At 40.7% G+C, this 16,910-nt stretch carries 19 protein-coding genes; 13 read left to right on the plus strand and 6 right to left on the minus strand.

Features of this window, described 5'->3' with window-relative positions; genetic code table 11:
• Window positions 1-36: 36 nt before the first annotated feature.
• Window positions 37-1,251 carry an EAL domain-containing protein gene (locus tag DK924_RS16095; RefSeq protein ID WP_055012445.1) on the minus strand — a complete coding sequence of 405 codons (1,215 nt, stop codon included), beginning with the start codon at window positions 1,249-1,251 and terminating at the stop codon, window positions 37-39.
• A gap of 178 nt (window positions 1,252-1,429) precedes the next feature.
• On the opposite strand from DK924_RS16095, the gene DK924_RS16100 reads away from it, so the two are divergent.
• Complete coding sequence (locus tag DK924_RS16100) at window positions 1,430-2,446, plus strand: metalloprotease (protein WP_109875667.1); 1,017 nt, start codon at window positions 1,430-1,432, stop codon at window positions 2,444-2,446.
• 175 nt (window positions 2,447-2,621) lie between these two features.
• Window positions 2,622-3,362, plus strand: a complete 741-nt coding sequence (locus DK924_RS16105; protein WP_109875668.1) for a CPBP family intramembrane glutamic endopeptidase — start codon at window positions 2,622-2,624, stop codon at window positions 3,360-3,362.
• A gap of 101 nt (window positions 3,363-3,463) precedes the next feature.
• Here the strand turns inward: DK924_RS16105 and DK924_RS16110 are convergent, their stop codons facing one another.
• A complete protein-coding gene (locus DK924_RS16110) occupies window positions 3,464-4,777 on the minus strand; it encodes a short-chain fatty acid transporter (protein WP_109875669.1) in 1,314 nt (437 codons plus the stop codon).
• Between the two features lie 169 nt (window positions 4,778-4,946).
• The gene (locus DK924_RS16115; protein ID WP_010391933.1) at window positions 4,947-5,894 is read right to left on the minus strand and encodes a chemotaxis protein CheV; all 948 of its coding nucleotides are present in this window, start codon (window positions 5,892-5,894) and stop codon (window positions 4,947-4,949) included.
• 165 nt (window positions 5,895-6,059) lie between these two features.
• Here DK924_RS16115 and DK924_RS16120 point away from each other — a divergent pair, with 165 nt between their 5' ends.
• Together DK924_RS16120 and DK924_RS16125 are read left to right on the plus strand one after the other, a co-directional pair.
• Window positions 6,060-7,127 (plus strand): potassium channel family protein, encoded by a 1,068-nt coding sequence (locus tag DK924_RS16120; protein WP_109875670.1) that lies wholly within the window; start codon window positions 6,060-6,062, stop codon window positions 7,125-7,127.
• Window positions 7,127-7,318: a hypothetical protein gene (locus DK924_RS16125; protein WP_010391937.1), complete on the plus strand. Its 192-nt coding sequence runs from the start codon at window positions 7,127-7,129 to the stop codon at window positions 7,316-7,318. The genes DK924_RS16120 and DK924_RS16125 overlap by 1 nt, the downstream gene beginning before the upstream one ends.
• 21 nt (window positions 7,319-7,339) lie before the next feature.
• Here the strand turns inward: DK924_RS16125 and DK924_RS16130 are convergent, their stop codons facing one another.
• Both DK924_RS16130 and DK924_RS16135 read right to left on the minus strand, forming a co-directional pair.
• Window positions 7,340-8,371, minus strand: a complete 1,032-nt coding sequence (locus tag DK924_RS16130; RefSeq protein WP_010391939.1) for a hypothetical protein — start codon at window positions 8,369-8,371, stop codon at window positions 7,340-7,342.
• A gap of 123 nt (window positions 8,372-8,494) precedes the next feature.
• The gene (locus tag DK924_RS16135) at window positions 8,495-8,953 is read right to left on the minus strand and encodes an EVE domain-containing protein (RefSeq protein ID WP_010391941.1); all 459 of its coding nucleotides are present in this window, start codon (window positions 8,951-8,953) and stop codon (window positions 8,495-8,497) included.
• Window positions 8,954-9,036: 83 nt separating this feature from the next.
• Here DK924_RS16135 and tesB point away from each other — a divergent pair, with 83 nt between their 5' ends.
• Complete coding sequence (gene tesB, locus DK924_RS16140) at window positions 9,037-9,894, plus strand: acyl-CoA thioesterase II (RefSeq protein WP_010391943.1); 858 nt, start codon at window positions 9,037-9,039, stop codon at window positions 9,892-9,894.
• 55 nt (window positions 9,895-9,949) lie between these two features.
• Here the strand turns inward: tesB and plsB are convergent, their stop codons facing one another.
• The gene (gene plsB, locus DK924_RS16145; RefSeq protein ID WP_109875671.1) at window positions 9,950-12,388 is read right to left on the minus strand and encodes a glycerol-3-phosphate 1-O-acyltransferase PlsB; all 2,439 of its coding nucleotides are present in this window, start codon (window positions 12,386-12,388) and stop codon (window positions 9,950-9,952) included.
• Window positions 12,389-12,815: 427 nt separating this feature from the next.
• On the opposite strand from plsB, the gene rpsJ reads away from it, so the two are divergent.
• The 8 genes from rpsJ to rpsC are packed head-to-tail and all read left to right on the plus strand — an operon-like array spanning window position 12,816 to window position 16,908.
• Window positions 12,816-13,127 (plus strand): 30S ribosomal protein S10, encoded by a 312-nt coding sequence (rpsJ, locus tag DK924_RS16150; RefSeq protein WP_002957900.1) that lies wholly within the window; start codon window positions 12,816-12,818, stop codon window positions 13,125-13,127.
• A gap of 27 nt (window positions 13,128-13,154) precedes the next feature.
• The gene (gene rplC, locus DK924_RS16155) at window positions 13,155-13,790 is read left to right on the plus strand and encodes a 50S ribosomal protein L3 (protein WP_008108338.1); all 636 of its coding nucleotides are present in this window, start codon (window positions 13,155-13,157) and stop codon (window positions 13,788-13,790) included.
• Between the two features lie 17 nt (window positions 13,791-13,807).
• Window positions 13,808-14,413, plus strand: a complete 606-nt coding sequence (gene rplD / locus DK924_RS16160; protein ID WP_008108340.1) for a 50S ribosomal protein L4 — start codon at window positions 13,808-13,810, stop codon at window positions 14,411-14,413.
• Complete coding sequence (rplW, locus tag DK924_RS16165; protein ID WP_006791359.1) at window positions 14,410-14,712, plus strand: 50S ribosomal protein L23; 303 nt, start codon at window positions 14,410-14,412, stop codon at window positions 14,710-14,712. Before rplD ends, rplW begins: the two co-directional genes overlap by 4 nt.
• A gap of 17 nt (window positions 14,713-14,729) precedes the next feature.
• On the plus strand, window positions 14,730-15,554 hold the full coding sequence (rplB, locus tag DK924_RS16170; protein ID WP_007376192.1) for a 50S ribosomal protein L2: 825 nt from the start codon (window positions 14,730-14,732) through the stop codon (window positions 15,552-15,554).
• 15 nt (window positions 15,555-15,569) lie between these two features.
• On the plus strand, window positions 15,570-15,848 hold the full coding sequence (gene rpsS / locus DK924_RS16175; RefSeq protein ID WP_004588689.1) for a 30S ribosomal protein S19: 279 nt from the start codon (window positions 15,570-15,572) through the stop codon (window positions 15,846-15,848).
• A gap of 13 nt (window positions 15,849-15,861) precedes the next feature.
• Window positions 15,862-16,194 (plus strand): 50S ribosomal protein L22, encoded by a 333-nt coding sequence (rplV, locus tag DK924_RS16180; protein WP_004588690.1) that lies wholly within the window; start codon window positions 15,862-15,864, stop codon window positions 16,192-16,194.
• 12 nt (window positions 16,195-16,206) lie between these two features.
• Window positions 16,207-16,908 carry a 30S ribosomal protein S3 gene (gene rpsC, locus DK924_RS16185; RefSeq protein ID WP_008108350.1) on the plus strand — a complete coding sequence of 234 codons (702 nt, stop codon included), beginning with the start codon at window positions 16,207-16,209 and terminating at the stop codon, window positions 16,906-16,908.
• Window positions 16,909-16,910 lie beyond the last annotated feature (2 nt).

The following is a 16,910-nucleotide window of genomic DNA, read 5'->3' on the forward strand; positions in this document are numbered from 1 at the left end:
GGTCTGTAAATATCAACAGACAAAGGTCAGTAGGCCCTAGTTATTATTTGTTTTAGTGGCTGTTTTTATCCAGTGCTGCGCCCATGAGATAAATTCAGCTTTTGCTTTTGGGCAGCTAAACAAAAATCCTTGTATAGTTAAGTCTGTTTGATAGTGCTTTAGGTAGGCAAGTTCTTCTGGGCGCTCAACACCCTCAGCAACAAGTTGTAGCTGCTCTTGGCTAGTCATATTAATTAATGAGCTGACCACCACTTGCGAAAACTTATCGGTTTCAATATGGCTTATAAAAGAGCGGTCTATTTTAACTTCAGTGAAAGGAAGTTGTTTTAGTTGATTAATATTAGTAAAGCCAGTACCAAAGTCATCCAGCGAAATACCAAAACCAAATATTCTGAATCTATTTAAGGTTTCAAGTTGGGTATAGCTTGAAAGCGCATGTTGTTCGGTTATTTCAACAACCACATCACTGGGAAGCACGGCGTACTTTTGTAATAGCAGCAATAACTTATTAGGGCAGTTCAAATCATTTAACTGGCATGGCGACATATTAAATGACAATTTTAAGCTTTCTCCTAATTGCTCTTTAAGCTGCTTTAAGTCATTGCAGGCTTTTTCAAACAGCGTAAAAGTAATGTCATTGATTAAGTCACATTGCTCTGCAAGGCTTATAAAGCGGCTTGGTAAAATAACGCGTTCGTTTTTATTTGAAACAATGCGAGCCAATACTTCAACACTTTGTATTTGGTTATTGTTTATATTTATTTTAGGTTGGTAATACGGTGTTATTTCATTATTTTTTAATGCGTTAATCAGCTTAGCTTTAGTAATTGGGCGCTCTTTTACAAGTGTGTGGCTGTTTAACTGCGCTATTTTGGCAAGTAACGTATTTACCTGATTTAATTGCACAGGCTTGGTAAGGTTACCAATTAAATGCACATTGTGCTGCTTGGCTAGGTCAGCTGCTAGGCTGATTATTTTAGGGTCCATTTCAGAAATAATAACAATCGCACCGCAATAGCCTATTTCACCTAAATTACGAATTAACTCCATACCATCCATTTCTGGCATATTCAGATCAGTAAATATGGCGTCATAAAAGTTTATATCAGGCTTTACTTTCTCTAATGCTGTAACTGCGCTTAAGCAAGTGGTGACTTCTGGCATTTCGAGCTCATTAAAAATCGCTTTCATAACAATTAAAATGGCTTTTGAGTCATCAACAACGAGTATGTTTGGCAATTGAGTTCGCATTGGTGTCCTTGGTAGTTGTAGCTTACTTCCTGTAATACTAAAAATAGTCGCTTGAATTGTTTTTGTCAGTATTTCAGGCATTTTTACCTTAAATTGTTGCTAATAAAATGATGCTAGCTCACTCGTGTTTTTTTGGTGGAAAGGTATACTAGCGGCATAATTTATAATGGTTAGAATAATGATAAAAGTCGAACTCTCTCTGGCAGAACAACCGTTTACGCTGATGATAGCAGAGCAGCAAGTTGTAAAAATATTTCATGATCAGCAAGCGATTGCATTTGAAAACCCACGTGAAAATTATGTCGAGTTTATGCTTGATGAGCAGTTAATTGGTATTGATAGCAGCGAAGTAAGCCAGCAAAGCTTGGCGCTATATGTAAATAATCAGTTTGCAACCCAGTTAGCTTTACCTGCAGCAGCACAAGGCGAACCTAAAAAAGGGTTTTTAGGGCTCGCGGCGCTTGGCTTTAAATTATTTAAAAGTGCTAAAGTTGTTAAAGTGGCGCTTGCCAGTGCATCGGTGGCTGGTTATGCGTGGCTGTTTACCATTGAATTTGCGTTAATGCTGATTGCTTGCCTGGTGGTACACGAATATGGCCACGTACGAGCTATGAAGTATTTTGGCATTAAAACCAAAGGCATTTATTTAATTCCTTTTGTAGGCGGGTTAGCCGTTAGCGACGATAAAATAACTACGCGCTGGCAAGATGTGGTTATATCACTTATGGGCCCTGCCTTTGGTTTATTTACTTCTGTGCTTGGTGTAGTGCTTTATTACGCTACGGAAATGGAAATATTTGCAGGTGTTGCAGTGCTTAGTGCACTACTTAATTTATTCAATTTACTGCCTATTTTACCGCTTGATGGCGGGCATGTATTAAAAAGCATTAGCTTTTCAATGCGCTCATGGGTTGGTTTAAGTGTGTGCTTACTTGGCGTGTTATTTGGTTTATGGCTTAGCTATACGTTTGGCTTAATGCTTTTAGTGTTCTTTTTGTTTGTTGGGGCGCTGGAAATTGTGTTTGAATGGCGCGGCCGGCATTACTCACATTTACTGCCATTAGATAAATATGGACAAGGCTTTTCAGCAGTAATGTATGCGCTGGTAGTTGTAGGCCATGTAGCAGTGATGATGCATTTTGCAGATTCTGAAAATCCAATACTTAGCCTACCGATGACAATTTTATCGAGCTAAAAAAAACAGTATGGCAGATCAAATTTTGCTCACCATGCTATTTTTTGCACGGTATTTTTTAAGGTTTGTATGGCGATAGCAAGATGTTAGTTTTGGTTTGTTTCTTAATGGGGGAATTGGTATGTTACTATCCCTCAGAATGAAAAATAACAAGAAGCCGTGAGCTGATAAAATTATGGATGATGCGATAAAACAACAAGTAAACCAAAGTACAGTGGAATCTTTATTGTACACGCTTTATTGGTTGGCCTTTTTTTCACTGGCGCTCCCAATGGCTTCATACTTGATTATTTTTTTATCGGGTGGTGGGGCATTATTATTAAATGACATTACTCATTTAGAGCAACTAGATTCGAATCCCGGCTTAGTTTTTATATCTACCTTCCTCACTGCTGTACTTACGCTGCCATTTTTAAAGTCTACTCTTGATGCGCAAAATAAAAGCGAAGTTATTGGGCGTTTAGCAATAGAGAAGGTGGCTCTTTTTCCTTTAATCATTACAGTGCTATTAACAGCGGCTTACGTTTTACTGGAACAATGGCTTTTTGGTTTTATGGAAGTCGCCTTGCCAGGTTTTATGTTAGAAGTTGAAGCACAAACAAACTCGCTTTTAGCTAAAATTATGCTGTTTTTAGCAGCAGTATTTATTGGGCCTATATTTGAGGAAGTAGTTTTTCGAGGAGTTGCATTCTACAGGCTGAAAAAAACAGCCTTGGGAGCTATTGGCGCAATTATTATCCCAAGTATCGTGTTTACATTGTTACATGGGCAGTATGATCAAGTTGAAATTTTTACTTTTCTGTTTGTGTTTTCTTGTTTGATGGGATTAATTCGTCATCTATCGGGTAACTTGTGGTATTGCATTATCGCTCACATGATCTGTAATTTATTAGCACTAGGTGAGATTATTTGGTGAGGTTAAATGACTTATCAGTTAACTTTACTTTCTTACTTAGTTCTTTTGGTTTGCAGCTAGCAAGCGCGATATAAAATCGCGCCTATTTATTACCAAAATACTCACGGATAAAAGCTCAATACCAACGAAATAAACACCCCAGTAATAATCAGCTGTACCACGCAAAAACCCATAATATCTTTAGCTTTTAACCCTGCAATGGCTAATACCGGTAATGCCCAAAAAGGTTGAATTAGATTAGTCCAAGCATCTCCCCATGCTACAGCCATAGCAACCCTTGCCATATCTGCACCAAGCTCTTGTGCTGCAGGTATAACAATAGGCGCTTGTACTGCCCATTGTCCGCCACCTGAGGGCACAAACATATTAACGAGTCCTGCACTAATAAAACTGTAAAATGGCAAGCTATCGGCATCAGCGATGGCAATAAAGCCCTGCGATATTTGTTGTGCTAACCCTGTATCGACCATAACCGCCATAATACCGGCATAAAAAGGGAACTGAATTACAATTCCCGCGCCACTTGGAATCGCTTGTTGTAGGCTATTTAGTAAATTGTGGGGGGTCTGATGCAGTGTGATAGCTAAAAATAAGAAAAGCGCTATCACGCTGTTGAGATTTAAGCCGCCACCTGCGATAAAAAAGTAATAACCTAAGTAGGCAAGTCCGATTAAGCCAATGCCCATGCCTAGCAGTTTGCTTTGCTCTAAATGTTGCGCAGGGCGTGTTATTGTTACTTTATCGGCTAAAGTGTTCTTAAGCAGTGATGGGTCAATATAAACACTGTCTTTTTCACTCGGTAGCATATAACGGTTAACTAACGGCATAATAATAAATAAGCCAATCAGAATCGCAATGTTAAAACCTGCGAACAAGGTTTGCTCGGTGCCAATAATCCCCATTGTTGCCTGTGAAAAATGCCCTTCGCTGGCAATGGTTAGTGGTACGGAACCTGCCAATCCGCCGTGCCATACTACAAAACCAGAGTAAGCACTTGCTACTAATAGCCGATAATCTACTCGAGTTTGTTTGGCAATTGCTTTAGCAAATAAAGCCCCAATTACTAAGCCAAATCCCCAATTAAGCCAGCTTGCTAACAGCGAAATAAATGTCACTAAAATAATGGCTTTTGGAGCCGTATTAGCAAGCGTTGCTAATTTTGTTAATAACTTACTTATTAACGAGGTACTGGCGAGCATGTAGCCTGTTACTAGCACCAACAGCATTTGCATGGCAAAGCTTAGTAAGTTCCAAAACCCGCTACCCCATGATGTGATTACCTTAAGTGTAGTTGCAGGAGTCGCTAAATTCGCAATACCCAAGGTAATAATAGTGAGCATAATGACAAATATAAATGGGTCGGGTAAGTAGCGCTCGACGAGCTTAGTAAACGGGCTGGCAACTTTATTGAGCATAATTAATAACGAGTTAGTGAAAACTTATTTGCTAATTAATCATGAAATCTTAGGATTAGCAAACACCGCTTTGAATAACCACTCAGTAAGGCAGATTTTTTAAAGGTTGCTGATGAGGAGAATGTTACTAGCAAATATTTACCCTGGCAGATATTTGCTAGTTTTATAATTAAGCGTTGCCTAACACATGTTTTAAACGATTTTGTACTTCTTGCACCAGTAAGTCAGGCTGAAATTTTGATAAAAATGCATCACAGCCGACCTTTTCCACCATAGCTTGGTTAAAGCTGCCACTTAGTGAGGTATTAAGTACCACATGTAAGTTTTTTAAGCGGTTGTCGTTACGTATTTCATAGGTTAATCGATAACCATCCATTGAAGGCATTTCGGCATCGGTAATCACCATAAGTAATTCTTTTTCAACATCGCGGCCTTCATCGGCCCAACTTTTCAGCATATTGAGTGCTTCCAAGCCATTACTGGCAGGAACGATTTCGATACCAAGCTGCGATAGCGTATCGCTAACTTGCTTGCGTGCTGTTGGCGAGTCATCAGCATGTAGTATTTTTCGCCCAGAGAATTCGTTAACTATAGTTTGGTCTAACACTCCATCTGAAATATTAACCTCGTACTCAACTATTTCAGCCAGTACTTTTTCTACATCTATAATTTCTACCAAGTGCTCCACGTCGTCGCGCTGTACTTTAGTAAGTGCAGTAATGTAATGATTTTTACCCACTGAGCTGGGTGGTGGCATAATGTCAGACCAGGTCATGTTCATGATTTGATCAACTTTACCAATTAAAAACCCTTGGGTGGTACGGTTATATTCAGTCACTACTAAATTACAATCTTCACCATGCTCTTTGTGCGACATAGAAATGGCTTGGCGTAAATCAATCACCGGAATAGATTCACCTCGTATATTGGCAACACCCGTCACCTTAGGGTGAGAGTGCGGTATTTTGCTTAAACGGGGAAGCTTCACCACTTCTTTAATTTTAAATACATTGAGTGCGAATAAATGGCGACTATGTAAATAAAAAAGTAGCAATTCTAAACGATTCTCACCTACAAGCTGAGTACGTTGATCAACTGACGCTAAAACACCTGACATAATAGATCCATTCTTTCCTCATAACTTAATAACTATAGTTTACTCTTATTTTTATTCATAACGAACCGTGAATATTTCGATTACAGTAAAACGTTGCTTAAGTGTTATGATGTGCAGTATCGTGTTACCAAATGATTCAAATAATCAATCGATTAACAAACAATTATGCATCATATTTTTAAACGTATTGTTGTGCTGTTGCGCAGTCACATTGATCAGGTTAGTTGGCAGTCTGTTGTAATAGCAACGTCTTTACACATGCTACTTACTTGGTGCTTATTATTTATGGCTAATGAGCAAGCACTACTTTCGCCAGGGACCTTTTTTTACTACTACACGGTAACCACTTCAACGGTAGGGTATGGAGATTTAAGTCCATCATCTGACTTGGGCCGTTGGATTGTCGCATTAATACAAATACCCTTTGGTTTGGCTTTATTTGGTGTCTTGTTAGGTAAAACAGGGCAAACAGTAACTTACTTAATTAGGCGCGCTATGACTGGTGATAAAAACTTTGCTCACAGTAGTAATCACATTATTATTTTTGGTTGGCATAATGCTCGAACAAAAAAAATGATCGACTATATTTTGGCTGATACTAAACGTACAGACCGCCGTATTTTATTGGCGGTTACTGAGCAAATAGAGCATCCCTTTTTAAGTAATGAGAATGTTGATTTTGCTCGTTTGACTAGTTTTACCGATTTGGATGAATTAGAACGCGTTGCCATTCGCCATGCCGATAAAGTGATTATTGATGGCCAAGATGACGACCAAACATTTACTACCGCACTGCGTATTAGCCGTTTAGTCAAAGAAGATTGTCACATTAGCGCACACTTTTTTGATGAAACGAAAGTGGAAATGTTATTAGAGCATTGCCACAATGTAGAGTGTAGTAGCACTAAGTCAGCAGAGATTTTGGTGCGCTCAATGCAAGACCCAGGCTCAAGCCGTGTTCAAGAAGAGCTATTATCTACTTTGCATGGTGATACGCAATTTAGCCTACAAATACCCAGTGATATAAAAACCATGGAATTTGGTAAATTATTTCATCATTTTAAGTACGATCATAATGCAATATTGTTAGGTGTAGCTCATAATTTAAGTGCAAAGAATATGGATTTAAACCCACCTCTAGATTATGCAGTGAATGCGGGTGATATTCTGCATTACATCGCACAAGAGCGGGTGTTAAGTGGTGAAGTTGATTGGCTTAGCTTGGAAAAATAATGACTGAAGTTGCTTTTTTAATTATTGTTTTATGTGCTTACATTTTTCCTATCATGATAATTCTTAACAGTAAGCGTAGCCAAGGCCATGAAAAAAATGGCTGGCTAGTTGGCGCTATCTTCTTTTCGTGGATAGCGCTGATTCTTTACTTCTCGATTGTACCCAAGCAAGGGCACGCCAAGAAAAAGTAAAGAATGAGTACCTTTTGTTACTTATTCTAATTGTCTCAGTTTATGCTCAACAAGTGGGTCGTCAGGCACGAGTTGTTGAGCAACTTCTAATAGCTTAATGGCATCATTTGGGCTTTCGTCTTGATGCTTAATAGCTACTTCTATTAAAGGTTGAATATCAATTTTTGCTTGATGCTCTTTAACGTGCGCTGCTTTTTCGTCGATTAAAATAGTGTGAGCCGTACTTAATAACGCTTGGCGATGTGCCGATTTAGCGTTGGCTTTATTAAGCTTTTTATAATAATCCTCTTTTAAACGCAGTGTTTTTGTTTGCAGCCTAAATTGCGCGATGTCGATTTGCTGATCACGAATAAAATCAACCGCTACTTGTTTATAAAAGCCAAACTTATTTAAATAGGTGGCGTGAGTGCCGTGACCCATACCAAACACGCGTAAGTGAGTGAGCTGTTTATAGCGTTTAGCATGTTGGCGGTCAATACGATTGGTTGGGTCGTAAATAATGTAACCCTTGGCATCCCCTAAGTCTAAATCATGGTAGTCACCTTGCCAGTCATATTGCTGAGCAATTTCAGTACTTGAGCGGTCATCCCAAGGGGCGATAAGTTTGTTTTTGGTGCTAACAGGATGGAAAAGCAGTACTTTATCGAGTTTGAGTAACTTAGCAAATGCACCCACAGCAAAGCCGCCACGACTGAGCCCATAGCCTAACTTAGTTTTAAAAGGAGAGAGTAAAGTTGATAGCTGCTCAATAAAAAAGATTAAATTGCGGTTACGAAACCAATTGCTTTTACCCAAATGCTGAAACGCAATAATATTAACATCTTGCTTTTGCGCTAAATGATAGCCCCAAGGGGCAAAGTCTTCATTTAGATCGCGTTCTTGTATATCGGTGCCCGCAGGAGAAAAAGTAAAAAGTAGGGGTTTAGTGAGGTCAACAAAGTGATATTTTACATACACATCACCGAGTAAATCTCCACCAGAGGTTGGTAGTTTTGCTTGCCTCTCATCATCGCTGAGAGTTAACCATTCATCTAACCAATACAGTAATTTCATTTTTCCTCCAGTAAACGCAAGCCGCAGATAATAACAAATTTGGCTCCATAAGAGAATCGAGCGGTGACATGCTGCGCTGGTGGAGTTCTATTTTAATGAAGAAAATGTAGTTATTTTAGTGGCTTATTTCGCCATATTTAAAATTTCATGCCAATCATTTTCGGTCACTGGCATGACCGATAAACGCCCGCCTTTTTTAAGTGCTATATCAGTTATAGCAGTATTTGCTTTGATCGCTTGCAGGCTGACTAAACTACTCAAATGCGCCTGATAGGTTATTTCTACCACAAACCAGCGAGGGTTTTCAGTGGTTGCCTTAGCATCGTAATAGTCGCTACTTAAATCAAATTGCGTTGGATCAGGGTAAGCAGCCTTAGTAACCACACCAAGTCCTGCAACGCCAACCTGTTTGCAGCTAGAATGATAAATCATCACTAAGTCGCCCTGCTTTACATCATCGCGAATAAAGTTACGCGCTTGGTAGTTGCGTACACCTTCCCATAGCGTTGTTTGCTCTGGCGCTTGCTTTAAGTCATCAATTGAAAAGGCGTCGGGTTCGGTTTTAAAAAGCCAAAATGCCATATTAAATTTCCTCAATCAGTGAGTTAGTATTTTTTAACTATTGTATAGTATCATTTATGAATTAGGGGATTGAGGAAGAAATAATGAGCCAAGTATTAGATGATTTATTATCGTTGTTGTCACTTGAAGAAATTGAGCAAGGTTTATATCGAGGACAAAGCCAAGATTTAGGGTTTAGAGCGGTGTTTGGCGGTCAAGTTATGGGGCAAGCGCTTTCAGCAGCTAAAGAAACACTGCCTGCGGGGCGTATTGTTCATTCCTTACATTCTTATTTTTTACGTCCAGGCGACGCTGCAAAACCGATTGTGTACGATGTAGAAACTATACGTGATGGTAAAAGTTTTAGCACTCGACGTGTCAGTGCGATTCAGTACGGTAAACCTATTTTTTACATGACAGCGTCGTTTCAAGGTGAAGAGCAAGGGTTATCGCATCAGGCAACCATGCCTGATGTTCCAGCTCCTGAAGAACTGCGTTCTTCGTTAGAGTTTTATCAAGAAAATGCACAGCATATTCCTGAAGCAATCCGTAATAAGTTTATTCGTGAAATGCCGATTGAAATGCGCCCGGTGAACTTTCATAACCCCTTTAAACCTGAAGCCCTAGAACCGGTAAAACATATTTGGTTTAAAGCCAATGGCGATATGCCGGACGATCAACGTATTCATAATTACTTATTGGCGTATGCGTCTGACTTTGAGTTTTTACCAACCGCGCTGCAGCCACATGGTGTGTCGTTTATGCAGCCGAATATGCAAGTAGCGACCATAGATCATGCTATGTGGTTTCATCGTCCATTTAGAATGGATGATTGGATGTTATATACCATTGATAGCCCAAGCGCGAGTTCGGGACGAGGGCTGGTACGTGGGCAGTTTTTTGACCGCCAAGGAAATTTAGTTGCCTCGACGATTCAAGAAGGGGTAATGCGCCAGCGCTAACTCTTTAAAATCCACTATATTGAGTTAATTCAATACAGTGGATAATAAGAGTATGTTACTGACATTGAGCGTGAACAATGTCAGTAATTGATTGCCAAATACGTGCTGGCAACAGTGTTTGCAGTTGCTTGTAGGTCTCGCACAGCTCTTGGCTTCCTTGTAAGCCTGTATCAGATTCACTAATAAGCTTTTGTTCGCGAAGATTGGAAATAAAACTACTAAGTACCTTCTTATCAAAAAACTCCGGCGTTTTAATACCATGTAACGTACCCAAACGCTGTGCCAACACATAGCTTTCACGTTCCAGTTCTGCTTTTGCAATACCTTGGCTGGTTTGAATAAAGCCAATCACAATCGCATAACGTTGCAGAGTAAAGCTTAATGCACGACCAAGCATTTCGAGTTTGGCAAAGCTATCGTTATTTTGAGTCACTTTAATGTTATCACCATCAAGCTCAATTAAGCCTTGATCGCTAAAGTTAGTTAAAATGCGGGTTACATAGCTTTCATCAAGCTCTTGTAAATACCACTCTTTGGCGAATAAGGGATAAAAAGATTTTACCAATTTATGGCAGCGAGTAACGGTACTTTGATGCTGCTTGAATAAATGCAGGGCAACTAAACTCGGCACTGCAAAAATATGCAAAATGTTATTACGGTAATAGTTAAATAAGGTTTTTTCTTTATCGTTTATCGCAATAATTTCACCAAACTCATCACTGATCACATCAAACTTATTCAACTTTAAGGCGTGTTCTAGCAGTTGCTCTGGCGTTTCATCGGGTGCGGTTATTTTATTGCTGTAGCTAGCTTCACGTTGTAATCGCAAATAAAACTCAAGCTGAGCTAGCAGTTTAGGTTTACTCAATGCGTGCTTATCGTTGACTAGCAGAATCATCGCGAGTAAGTTAACTGAGTTAAGTGCGGCTGCATTGTTAATTTTAACCATAACCTGATCAGCAAGATTAGCCACCTGCGGCCCTAACCATTGTGGCTTTTGCACGTCGGTAGCATGAATTGACTCGCGCCAGTCTGGCTGGTTGTCATTTAGGTATTGGTTAATAGAAATAGGGTCACCAAAATTTAAATAACCACGACCATAGTTTTTTAAGTTTTTAATCGCTTTAAAAATACCTAATATCGACTCGCCCTTTTTATCATTACCCGCGAGCTCTTTTAGGTAGGTGTTTATTTCCATTACGTGTTCGTAGCCTATGTATACAGGCACAATGGATACTGGGCGATCAATACCGCGCAGCATTGCTTGTAATGTCATGGCGAGCATGCCGGTTTTTGGGGGTAGTAAACGTCCGGTTCTGCTGCGGCCACCTTCGGTATAAAACTTAACCGAATAACCTTTTATAAATAACTGGCTCAAGTACTCTTTAAATACCGCTGAGTAGAGTTTGTTACCAGCAAATGAGCGACGAATAAAAAATGCACCACTGCGGCGGAATATGCCACCTGCAGGGAAAAAGTTGAGGTTGATCCCAGCTGCGATATGCGGTGGTACAAGGCCTTGATGATAAATAGAGTAGGTTAGCAGTAAGTAATCCATATGACTACGATGACACGGCATGTAGATTATTTCATGACCTTTATTGGTTAGGTCATGAATTTGCTCGGTGTACTTTATATCAATGCCATTATAAAGCTTATTCCAAAGCCACGTTAATATACGATCCGCAACGCGGATGGTGGCATCACTATAATTAGCGGCAATTTCATCCAGCAATTTTAAGGCGTTTTGTCGCGCATGGGCTTGGCTGATGTTTTTTTCAGTGGCCTCGGTTTGAATTGCTTTTTTAATTGTGGGTGATGCTAGTAGTGAGCTAAATAACTGATCACGAGATGGGATTTTAGGCCCTGTAGCAGCCAGCTTTTGACGCTTAAAGTGAACTCGAGCTACACGCAACAGCTTATGAGGAAGTTCATTAACGTCGGCTTTTTCATTAACCAATAAAGATAGGTCGAGTGGCTGGCTAAATCGAATAAAGTTATCTCTTCCTGAAAAAAGTACCACAAAGATTTTTCTAAACCAGCTGGGCGTAAGTGAGTGCGAAAGTAAAGTGCTTAATCCTGGCTTTTCTTTACCCGGCGCTCTGCCCCATAAAATAGTCACAGGCACAACCTGGACATTTTTTTGGCCACTATTTAATAAATGCTCAACAATGTGTTTGCCTTGCGCTAATGCATTGGTAGGTTTTTCTTTATCACCAAATAGCGGGGGAGGGTTTTTAATGCCGATAAAGCGATCTAACGCCTCGTCACCTAATACTTGCTGCTCTGTTGGGTCTGGTAAACCATTTCGTTTACAAACACGTGCCAGTGCCGCTAAATCAAAGCGTGAATTTAAACGCACTATATAAAATGTCGGGTTTTTAGGGTTTAACTCAAATTGCTCTAAAGGTTTTTCAGGCAGTACTTTGCTTTTAACAAACAAGCGGCTAATACCACCAGAGATAAGATTTAAACCATAATTTAAAATACGCATTGACTCACCATAAGAGAGTAGTTACCCAAACCAATATGGGTATATAACAGCAAAATTAGCGCATAGGATAACATAATATCTAAAAAATCCCCTGCAGATTAATCGACAAGCTATGACATTATAAAGACATCATCACTTCCATTGCGTTCACTATTAATAAACTTAGCTATTTTTTAAACGACAATAACAAAGTAATAATGTCTAAATAGTTGTTGCATTTATCACCAGTATCATTATAATACGCAGGCTTTCAAAATTCCCTCGGGAACAAGAAAGAATAAATTAAGCTTGGATTTCAAGCTAATAAACAGGAGTTCCGATTTGGAACTCAACGTAGATATAATCAAACAACCGGCATCTTAATTATTAAGATTGTTTCGGTCGTTTTTTTATGCTCTTTAAATGCTCTTTATATTGAGGTTTAAGAATGTCAAATCAACGCATTCGTATTCGCCTAAAAGCTTTTGACCACCGTTTGATTGACCAATCAACGGCGGAAATCGTGGAAACTGCGAAACGCACTGGCGCACAAGTACGTGGTCCAATTCCACTACCTACACGCTTTGAACGTTTTACTGTACTTACATCACCGCACGTTAACAAAGACGCGCGTGATCAGTACGAGATCCGCACCCATAAACGTCTGATCGACATCGTAGAACCAACTGACAAGACTGTAGACGCACTTATGCGTTTAGACCTTGCTGCTGGTGTTGATGTTCAAATCAGCCTGGGTTAATCGGAAGATTAGAGAGGTTTTAGGAAAATGGCATTAGGTCTAGTCGGTCGTAAAGTGGGTATGACACGTATCTTCACTGAAGATGGTGTATCTATCCCTGTGACAGTTATTGAAGCGACTCCTAACCGCATTGCTCAGATCAAATCTGACGCAACAGACGGTTATAACGCGCTTCAAGTAACCGCAGGCACTAAAAAAGCAAGCCGTGTAAACAAAGCAACAGCGGGTCACTTCGCTAAAGCTGGTGTTGAAGCGGGTCGCGGTCTGTGGGAATTCCGCCTAAATGGTGGTGAAGGCGATTTTGAAGTAGGCGCTGAGCTTACTGTTGAATTATTCAACGAAATCAACAAAGTTGACGTAACCGGTACTTCTAAAGGTAAAGGTTTCCAAGGTGGTGTTAAGCGCTGGAATTTCAGCATGCAAGACGCTACACATGGTAACTCTCTATCTCACCGTGCTCCTGGTTCAATCGGTCAAAACCAATCACCTGGTAAGGTGTTTAAAGGTAAGAAAATGGCCGGTCAAATGGGTAATGAGCAAGTAACAACTCAGAACCTTGAACTAGTTCGCGTTGACGCTGAGCGTAACCTGCTTTTAGTTAAAGGTGCAGTACCTGGCGCTATCGGCGGTGACGTTATCGTTAAACCAGCTGTTAAAGCATAAGTCCTGGAGATTTAGTGATGGAATTAGCAATTAAAGACGCTTCTGGCGCTCTTGAAGTTTCTGAAGCTACTTTTGGACGTGAGTTTAACGAAGCATTAGTACACCAAGTAGTTGTTGCATACGCAGCAGGTGCTCGTCAAGGTACTCGTGCTCAGAAGACACGTTCTGAAGTAAGCGGTGGTGGTAAAAAACCATGGGCTCAAAAAGGTACTGGCCGTGCACGTGCTGGTACAATTCGTAGTCCAATTTGGCGTTCAGGTGGCGTTAGCTTCGCAGCTAAACCACAAGACCACAGCCAAAAAGTAAACCGTAAAATGTACCGCGGTGCGATCAAAAGCATCTTATCTGAATTAGTTCGTCAAGAGCGTTTAATCGTTGTTGAAAGTTTTGGTCTTGAAGCACCAAAAACTAAAGAACTAGTTGCTAAGCTTAAAGAACTTGAGCTTAAAGATGTTCTTATCGTGACTGAAGAAGTAGATGAAAATCTTTTCTTATCGGCACGTAACCTGTACAAGGTTGACACACGTGATGTAGCTGGTATCGATCCTGTAAGCTTAATTGCTTTCGATAAGGTACTAATTACAGCTGCTGCTGTTAAGCAACTTGAGGAGGCGCTAGCATGATCCGTGAAGAACGTCTTTTAAAAGTGATCCTTGCTCCACACATCTCTGAAAAAAGCACAATTGCTGCTGAAGAAAACAACACAATTGTTTTCAAAGTAGTAAATGATGCAACTAAAGCTGAAATTAAAGCGGCAGTTGAGAAGCTTTTTGAAGTAGAAGTAACTGGTGTTCGCACACTTAACGTTAAGGGTAAAACAAAACGTACTGGCATGCGTTTCGGTCGTCGTAGCGACTGGAAGAAAGCTTACGTTACTCTTAAAGAAGGTAGCGAGCTGGACTTTGTCGGCGGCGCCGAGTAATAAGGGGAGTTAGAATTATGGCACTTCAAAAGTGTAAGCCAACTTCTGCGGGTCGTCGTCACCTAGTTAAAGTGGTTAACCCAGATTTACATAAGGGTAAACCTTACGCACCACTATTAGAGAAAAACTCTAAATCAGGTGGTCGTAATAACAATGGTCGTATTACGGTTCGTCATATCGGTGGTGGTCATAAGCAGCATTACCGTTTAATCGATTTTAAACGTACTAAAGATGGCATTCCAGCCACTGTTGAGCGTTTAGAATATGATCCAAATCGTAGCGCAAACATCGCTCTTGTATTATATGCAGACGGTGAGCGTCGTTACATTATCGCACCTAAAGGCTTAAAAGCTGGCGATGCAATCCAGTCTGGTGTTGATGCACCAATCAAACCTGGTAATGCATTACCAATGCGTAATATGCCTGTAGGTTCGACTGTTCACAACGTAGAATTAAAACCAGGTAAAGGTGCTCAAATCGCACGTTCTGCTGGTGCATACGTTCAAATCCTTGCTCGTGATGGTCAATATGTAACATTACGTCTTCGTTCAGGCGAAGTTCGTAAAGTTGAATCTGATTGTCGTGCTACGCTAGGTGAAGTAGGCAATGCTGAGCATATGCTTCGTTCACTTGGTAAAGCAGGTGCAAATCGCTGGCGTGGTATTCGTCCGACAGTTCGTGGTGTTGCCATGAACCCGGTTGATCACCCACACGGTGGTGGTGAAGGTCGTACATCTGGTGGTCGTCATCCTGTGTCTCCATGGGGTAAACCGACTAAAGGTGCTAAGACGCGTAAGAACAAGCGTACGGATAAATTTATAGTACGTCGTCGTACTAAGTAATATTGAGGAATAGCCATGCCACGCTCTCTCAAGAAGGGTCCTTTTATAGACCTACACTTGCTGAAGAAGGTAGAGAAAGCTTTGGAAAGCGGTGAAAAGAAGCCAATTAAAACTTGGAGCCGTCGTTCAATGATCATACCTAACATGATCGGATTGACCATTGCTGTCCATAATGGTCGCCAGCATGTACCAGTTTTCGTTTCTGACGAAATGATCGGTCACAAACTAGGTGAATTTGCACCAACTCGCACTTACCGTGGCCATGCTGCGGATAAGAAAGCGAAGAAACGTTAAGAGGGGAAGATAAATGCAAGCATTAGCTAAACATAAATTCGCCTCTGGTTCGGCGCAAAAAGCACGTCTAGTTGCAGATCAGATCCGCGGGTTACCTGTCGATCGCGCACTAGAAATCCTGGCGTACAGCCCGAAAAAAGCGGCTGTATTAGTTAAGAAAGTACTTGAGTCTGCTATTGCTAACGCAGAGCATAACGAAGGTGCTGACATTGATGAGCTACGTGTAACAACGATCTTTGTGGACGATGGTCCAACAATGAAACGTATTATGCCACGTGCTAAAGGACGCGCAGACCGCATCCTTAAGCGTACAAGCCACATCACTGTTGTGGTTTCAGATAGCTAGGAGATATAAGTAATGGGACAAAAAGTTCATCCTACTGGTATTCGCCTAGGTATATCTAAACCTTGGGTTTCTACCTGGTACGCGAATTCAAAAGATTTCTCTGCACAGCTTTTTGGCGATCACAAAGTACGTACATTCCTTACTAAGGAATTGAAAGCGGCTTCTGTGTCTAAAATCGTTATTGAGCGTCCAGCAAAATCTATCCGAGTAACTATTCACACGGCTCGTCCGGGTGTTGTTATCGGTAAAAAAGGCGAAGACGTAGAAAAATTACGTCAAGCGGTAACTAAAATCGCTGGTGTACCTGCTCAGATTAATATTTCTGAAGTACGTAAACCAGAACTAGATGCACAACTAGTAGCAGACGGCATTGCCTCTCAGCTAGAGCGTCGTGTTATGTTCCGTCGCGCTATGAAGCGTTCGGTACAAAATGCAATGCGCATCGGTTCTAAAGGGATTAAAGTTGAAGTTAGCGGTCGTCTTGGCGGCGCAGAAATCGCACGTTCAGAATGGTATCGTGAAGGTCGTGTACCTCTACATACTCTTCGTGCTGATATCGACTACGCAACTTCTGAAGCCTTAACCACTTACGGTATCATTGGTGTTAAAGTTTGGATCTTCAAAGGCGAAGTTATTGGTGGTTTACCACTAGTACAAGAGCAAGAGAAGCCAGCTAAACGCGCACCAAAGAAAGCCAAAAAAAGTGCTAAGTAGAG

The organism is Pseudoalteromonas sp. meg-B1 (assembly GCF_003173795.1).
GTDB lineage: Bacteria > Pseudomonadota > Gammaproteobacteria > Enterobacterales > Alteromonadaceae > Pseudoalteromonas > Pseudoalteromonas undina.

Excerpts from the sequence above, each read along its gene's own strand:
- DK924_RS16095 (WP_055012445.1), bottom strand. The coding sequence starts at position 1,251 with ATGCGAACTCAATTGCCAAACATACTCGTTGTTGATGACTCAAAAGCC.
- DK924_RS16100 (WP_109875667.1), top strand. The coding sequence starts at position 1,430 with ATGATAAAAGTCGAACTCTCTCTGGCAGAACAACCGTTTACGCTGATG.
- DK924_RS16105 (WP_109875668.1), top strand. The coding sequence starts at position 2,622 with ATGGATGATGCGATAAAACAACAAGTAAACCAAAGTACAGTGGAATCT.
- DK924_RS16110 (WP_109875669.1), bottom strand. The coding sequence starts at position 4,777 with ATGCTCAATAAAGTTGCCAGCCCGTTTACTAAGCTCGTCGAGCGCTAC.
- DK924_RS16115 (WP_010391933.1), bottom strand. The coding sequence starts at position 5,894 with ATGTCAGGTGTTTTAGCGTCAGTTGATCAACGTACTCAGCTTGTAGGT.
- DK924_RS16120 (WP_109875670.1), top strand. The coding sequence starts at position 6,060 with ATGCATCATATTTTTAAACGTATTGTTGTGCTGTTGCGCAGTCACATT.
- DK924_RS16125 (WP_010391937.1), top strand. The coding sequence starts at position 7,127 with ATGACTGAAGTTGCTTTTTTAATTATTGTTTTATGTGCTTACATTTTT.
- DK924_RS16130 (WP_010391939.1), bottom strand. The coding sequence starts at position 8,371 with ATGAAATTACTGTATTGGTTAGATGAATGGTTAACTCTCAGCGATGAT.
- DK924_RS16135 (WP_010391941.1), bottom strand. The coding sequence starts at position 8,953 with ATGGCATTTTGGCTTTTTAAAACCGAACCCGACGCCTTTTCAATTGAT.
- tesB (WP_010391943.1), top strand. The coding sequence starts at position 9,037 with ATGAGCCAAGTATTAGATGATTTATTATCGTTGTTGTCACTTGAAGAA.
- plsB (WP_109875671.1), bottom strand. The coding sequence starts at position 12,388 with ATGCGTATTTTAAATTATGGTTTAAATCTTATCTCTGGTGGTATTAGC.
- rpsJ (WP_002957900.1), top strand. The coding sequence starts at position 12,816 with ATGTCAAATCAACGCATTCGTATTCGCCTAAAAGCTTTTGACCACCGT.
- rplC (WP_008108338.1), top strand. The coding sequence starts at position 13,155 with ATGGCATTAGGTCTAGTCGGTCGTAAAGTGGGTATGACACGTATCTTC.
- rplD (WP_008108340.1), top strand. The coding sequence starts at position 13,808 with ATGGAATTAGCAATTAAAGACGCTTCTGGCGCTCTTGAAGTTTCTGAA.
- rplW (WP_006791359.1), top strand. The coding sequence starts at position 14,410 with ATGATCCGTGAAGAACGTCTTTTAAAAGTGATCCTTGCTCCACACATC.
- rplB (WP_007376192.1), top strand. The coding sequence starts at position 14,730 with ATGGCACTTCAAAAGTGTAAGCCAACTTCTGCGGGTCGTCGTCACCTA.
- rpsS (WP_004588689.1), top strand. The coding sequence starts at position 15,570 with ATGCCACGCTCTCTCAAGAAGGGTCCTTTTATAGACCTACACTTGCTG.
- rplV (WP_004588690.1), top strand. The coding sequence starts at position 15,862 with ATGCAAGCATTAGCTAAACATAAATTCGCCTCTGGTTCGGCGCAAAAA.
- rpsC (WP_008108350.1), top strand. The coding sequence starts at position 16,207 with ATGGGACAAAAAGTTCATCCTACTGGTATTCGCCTAGGTATATCTAAA.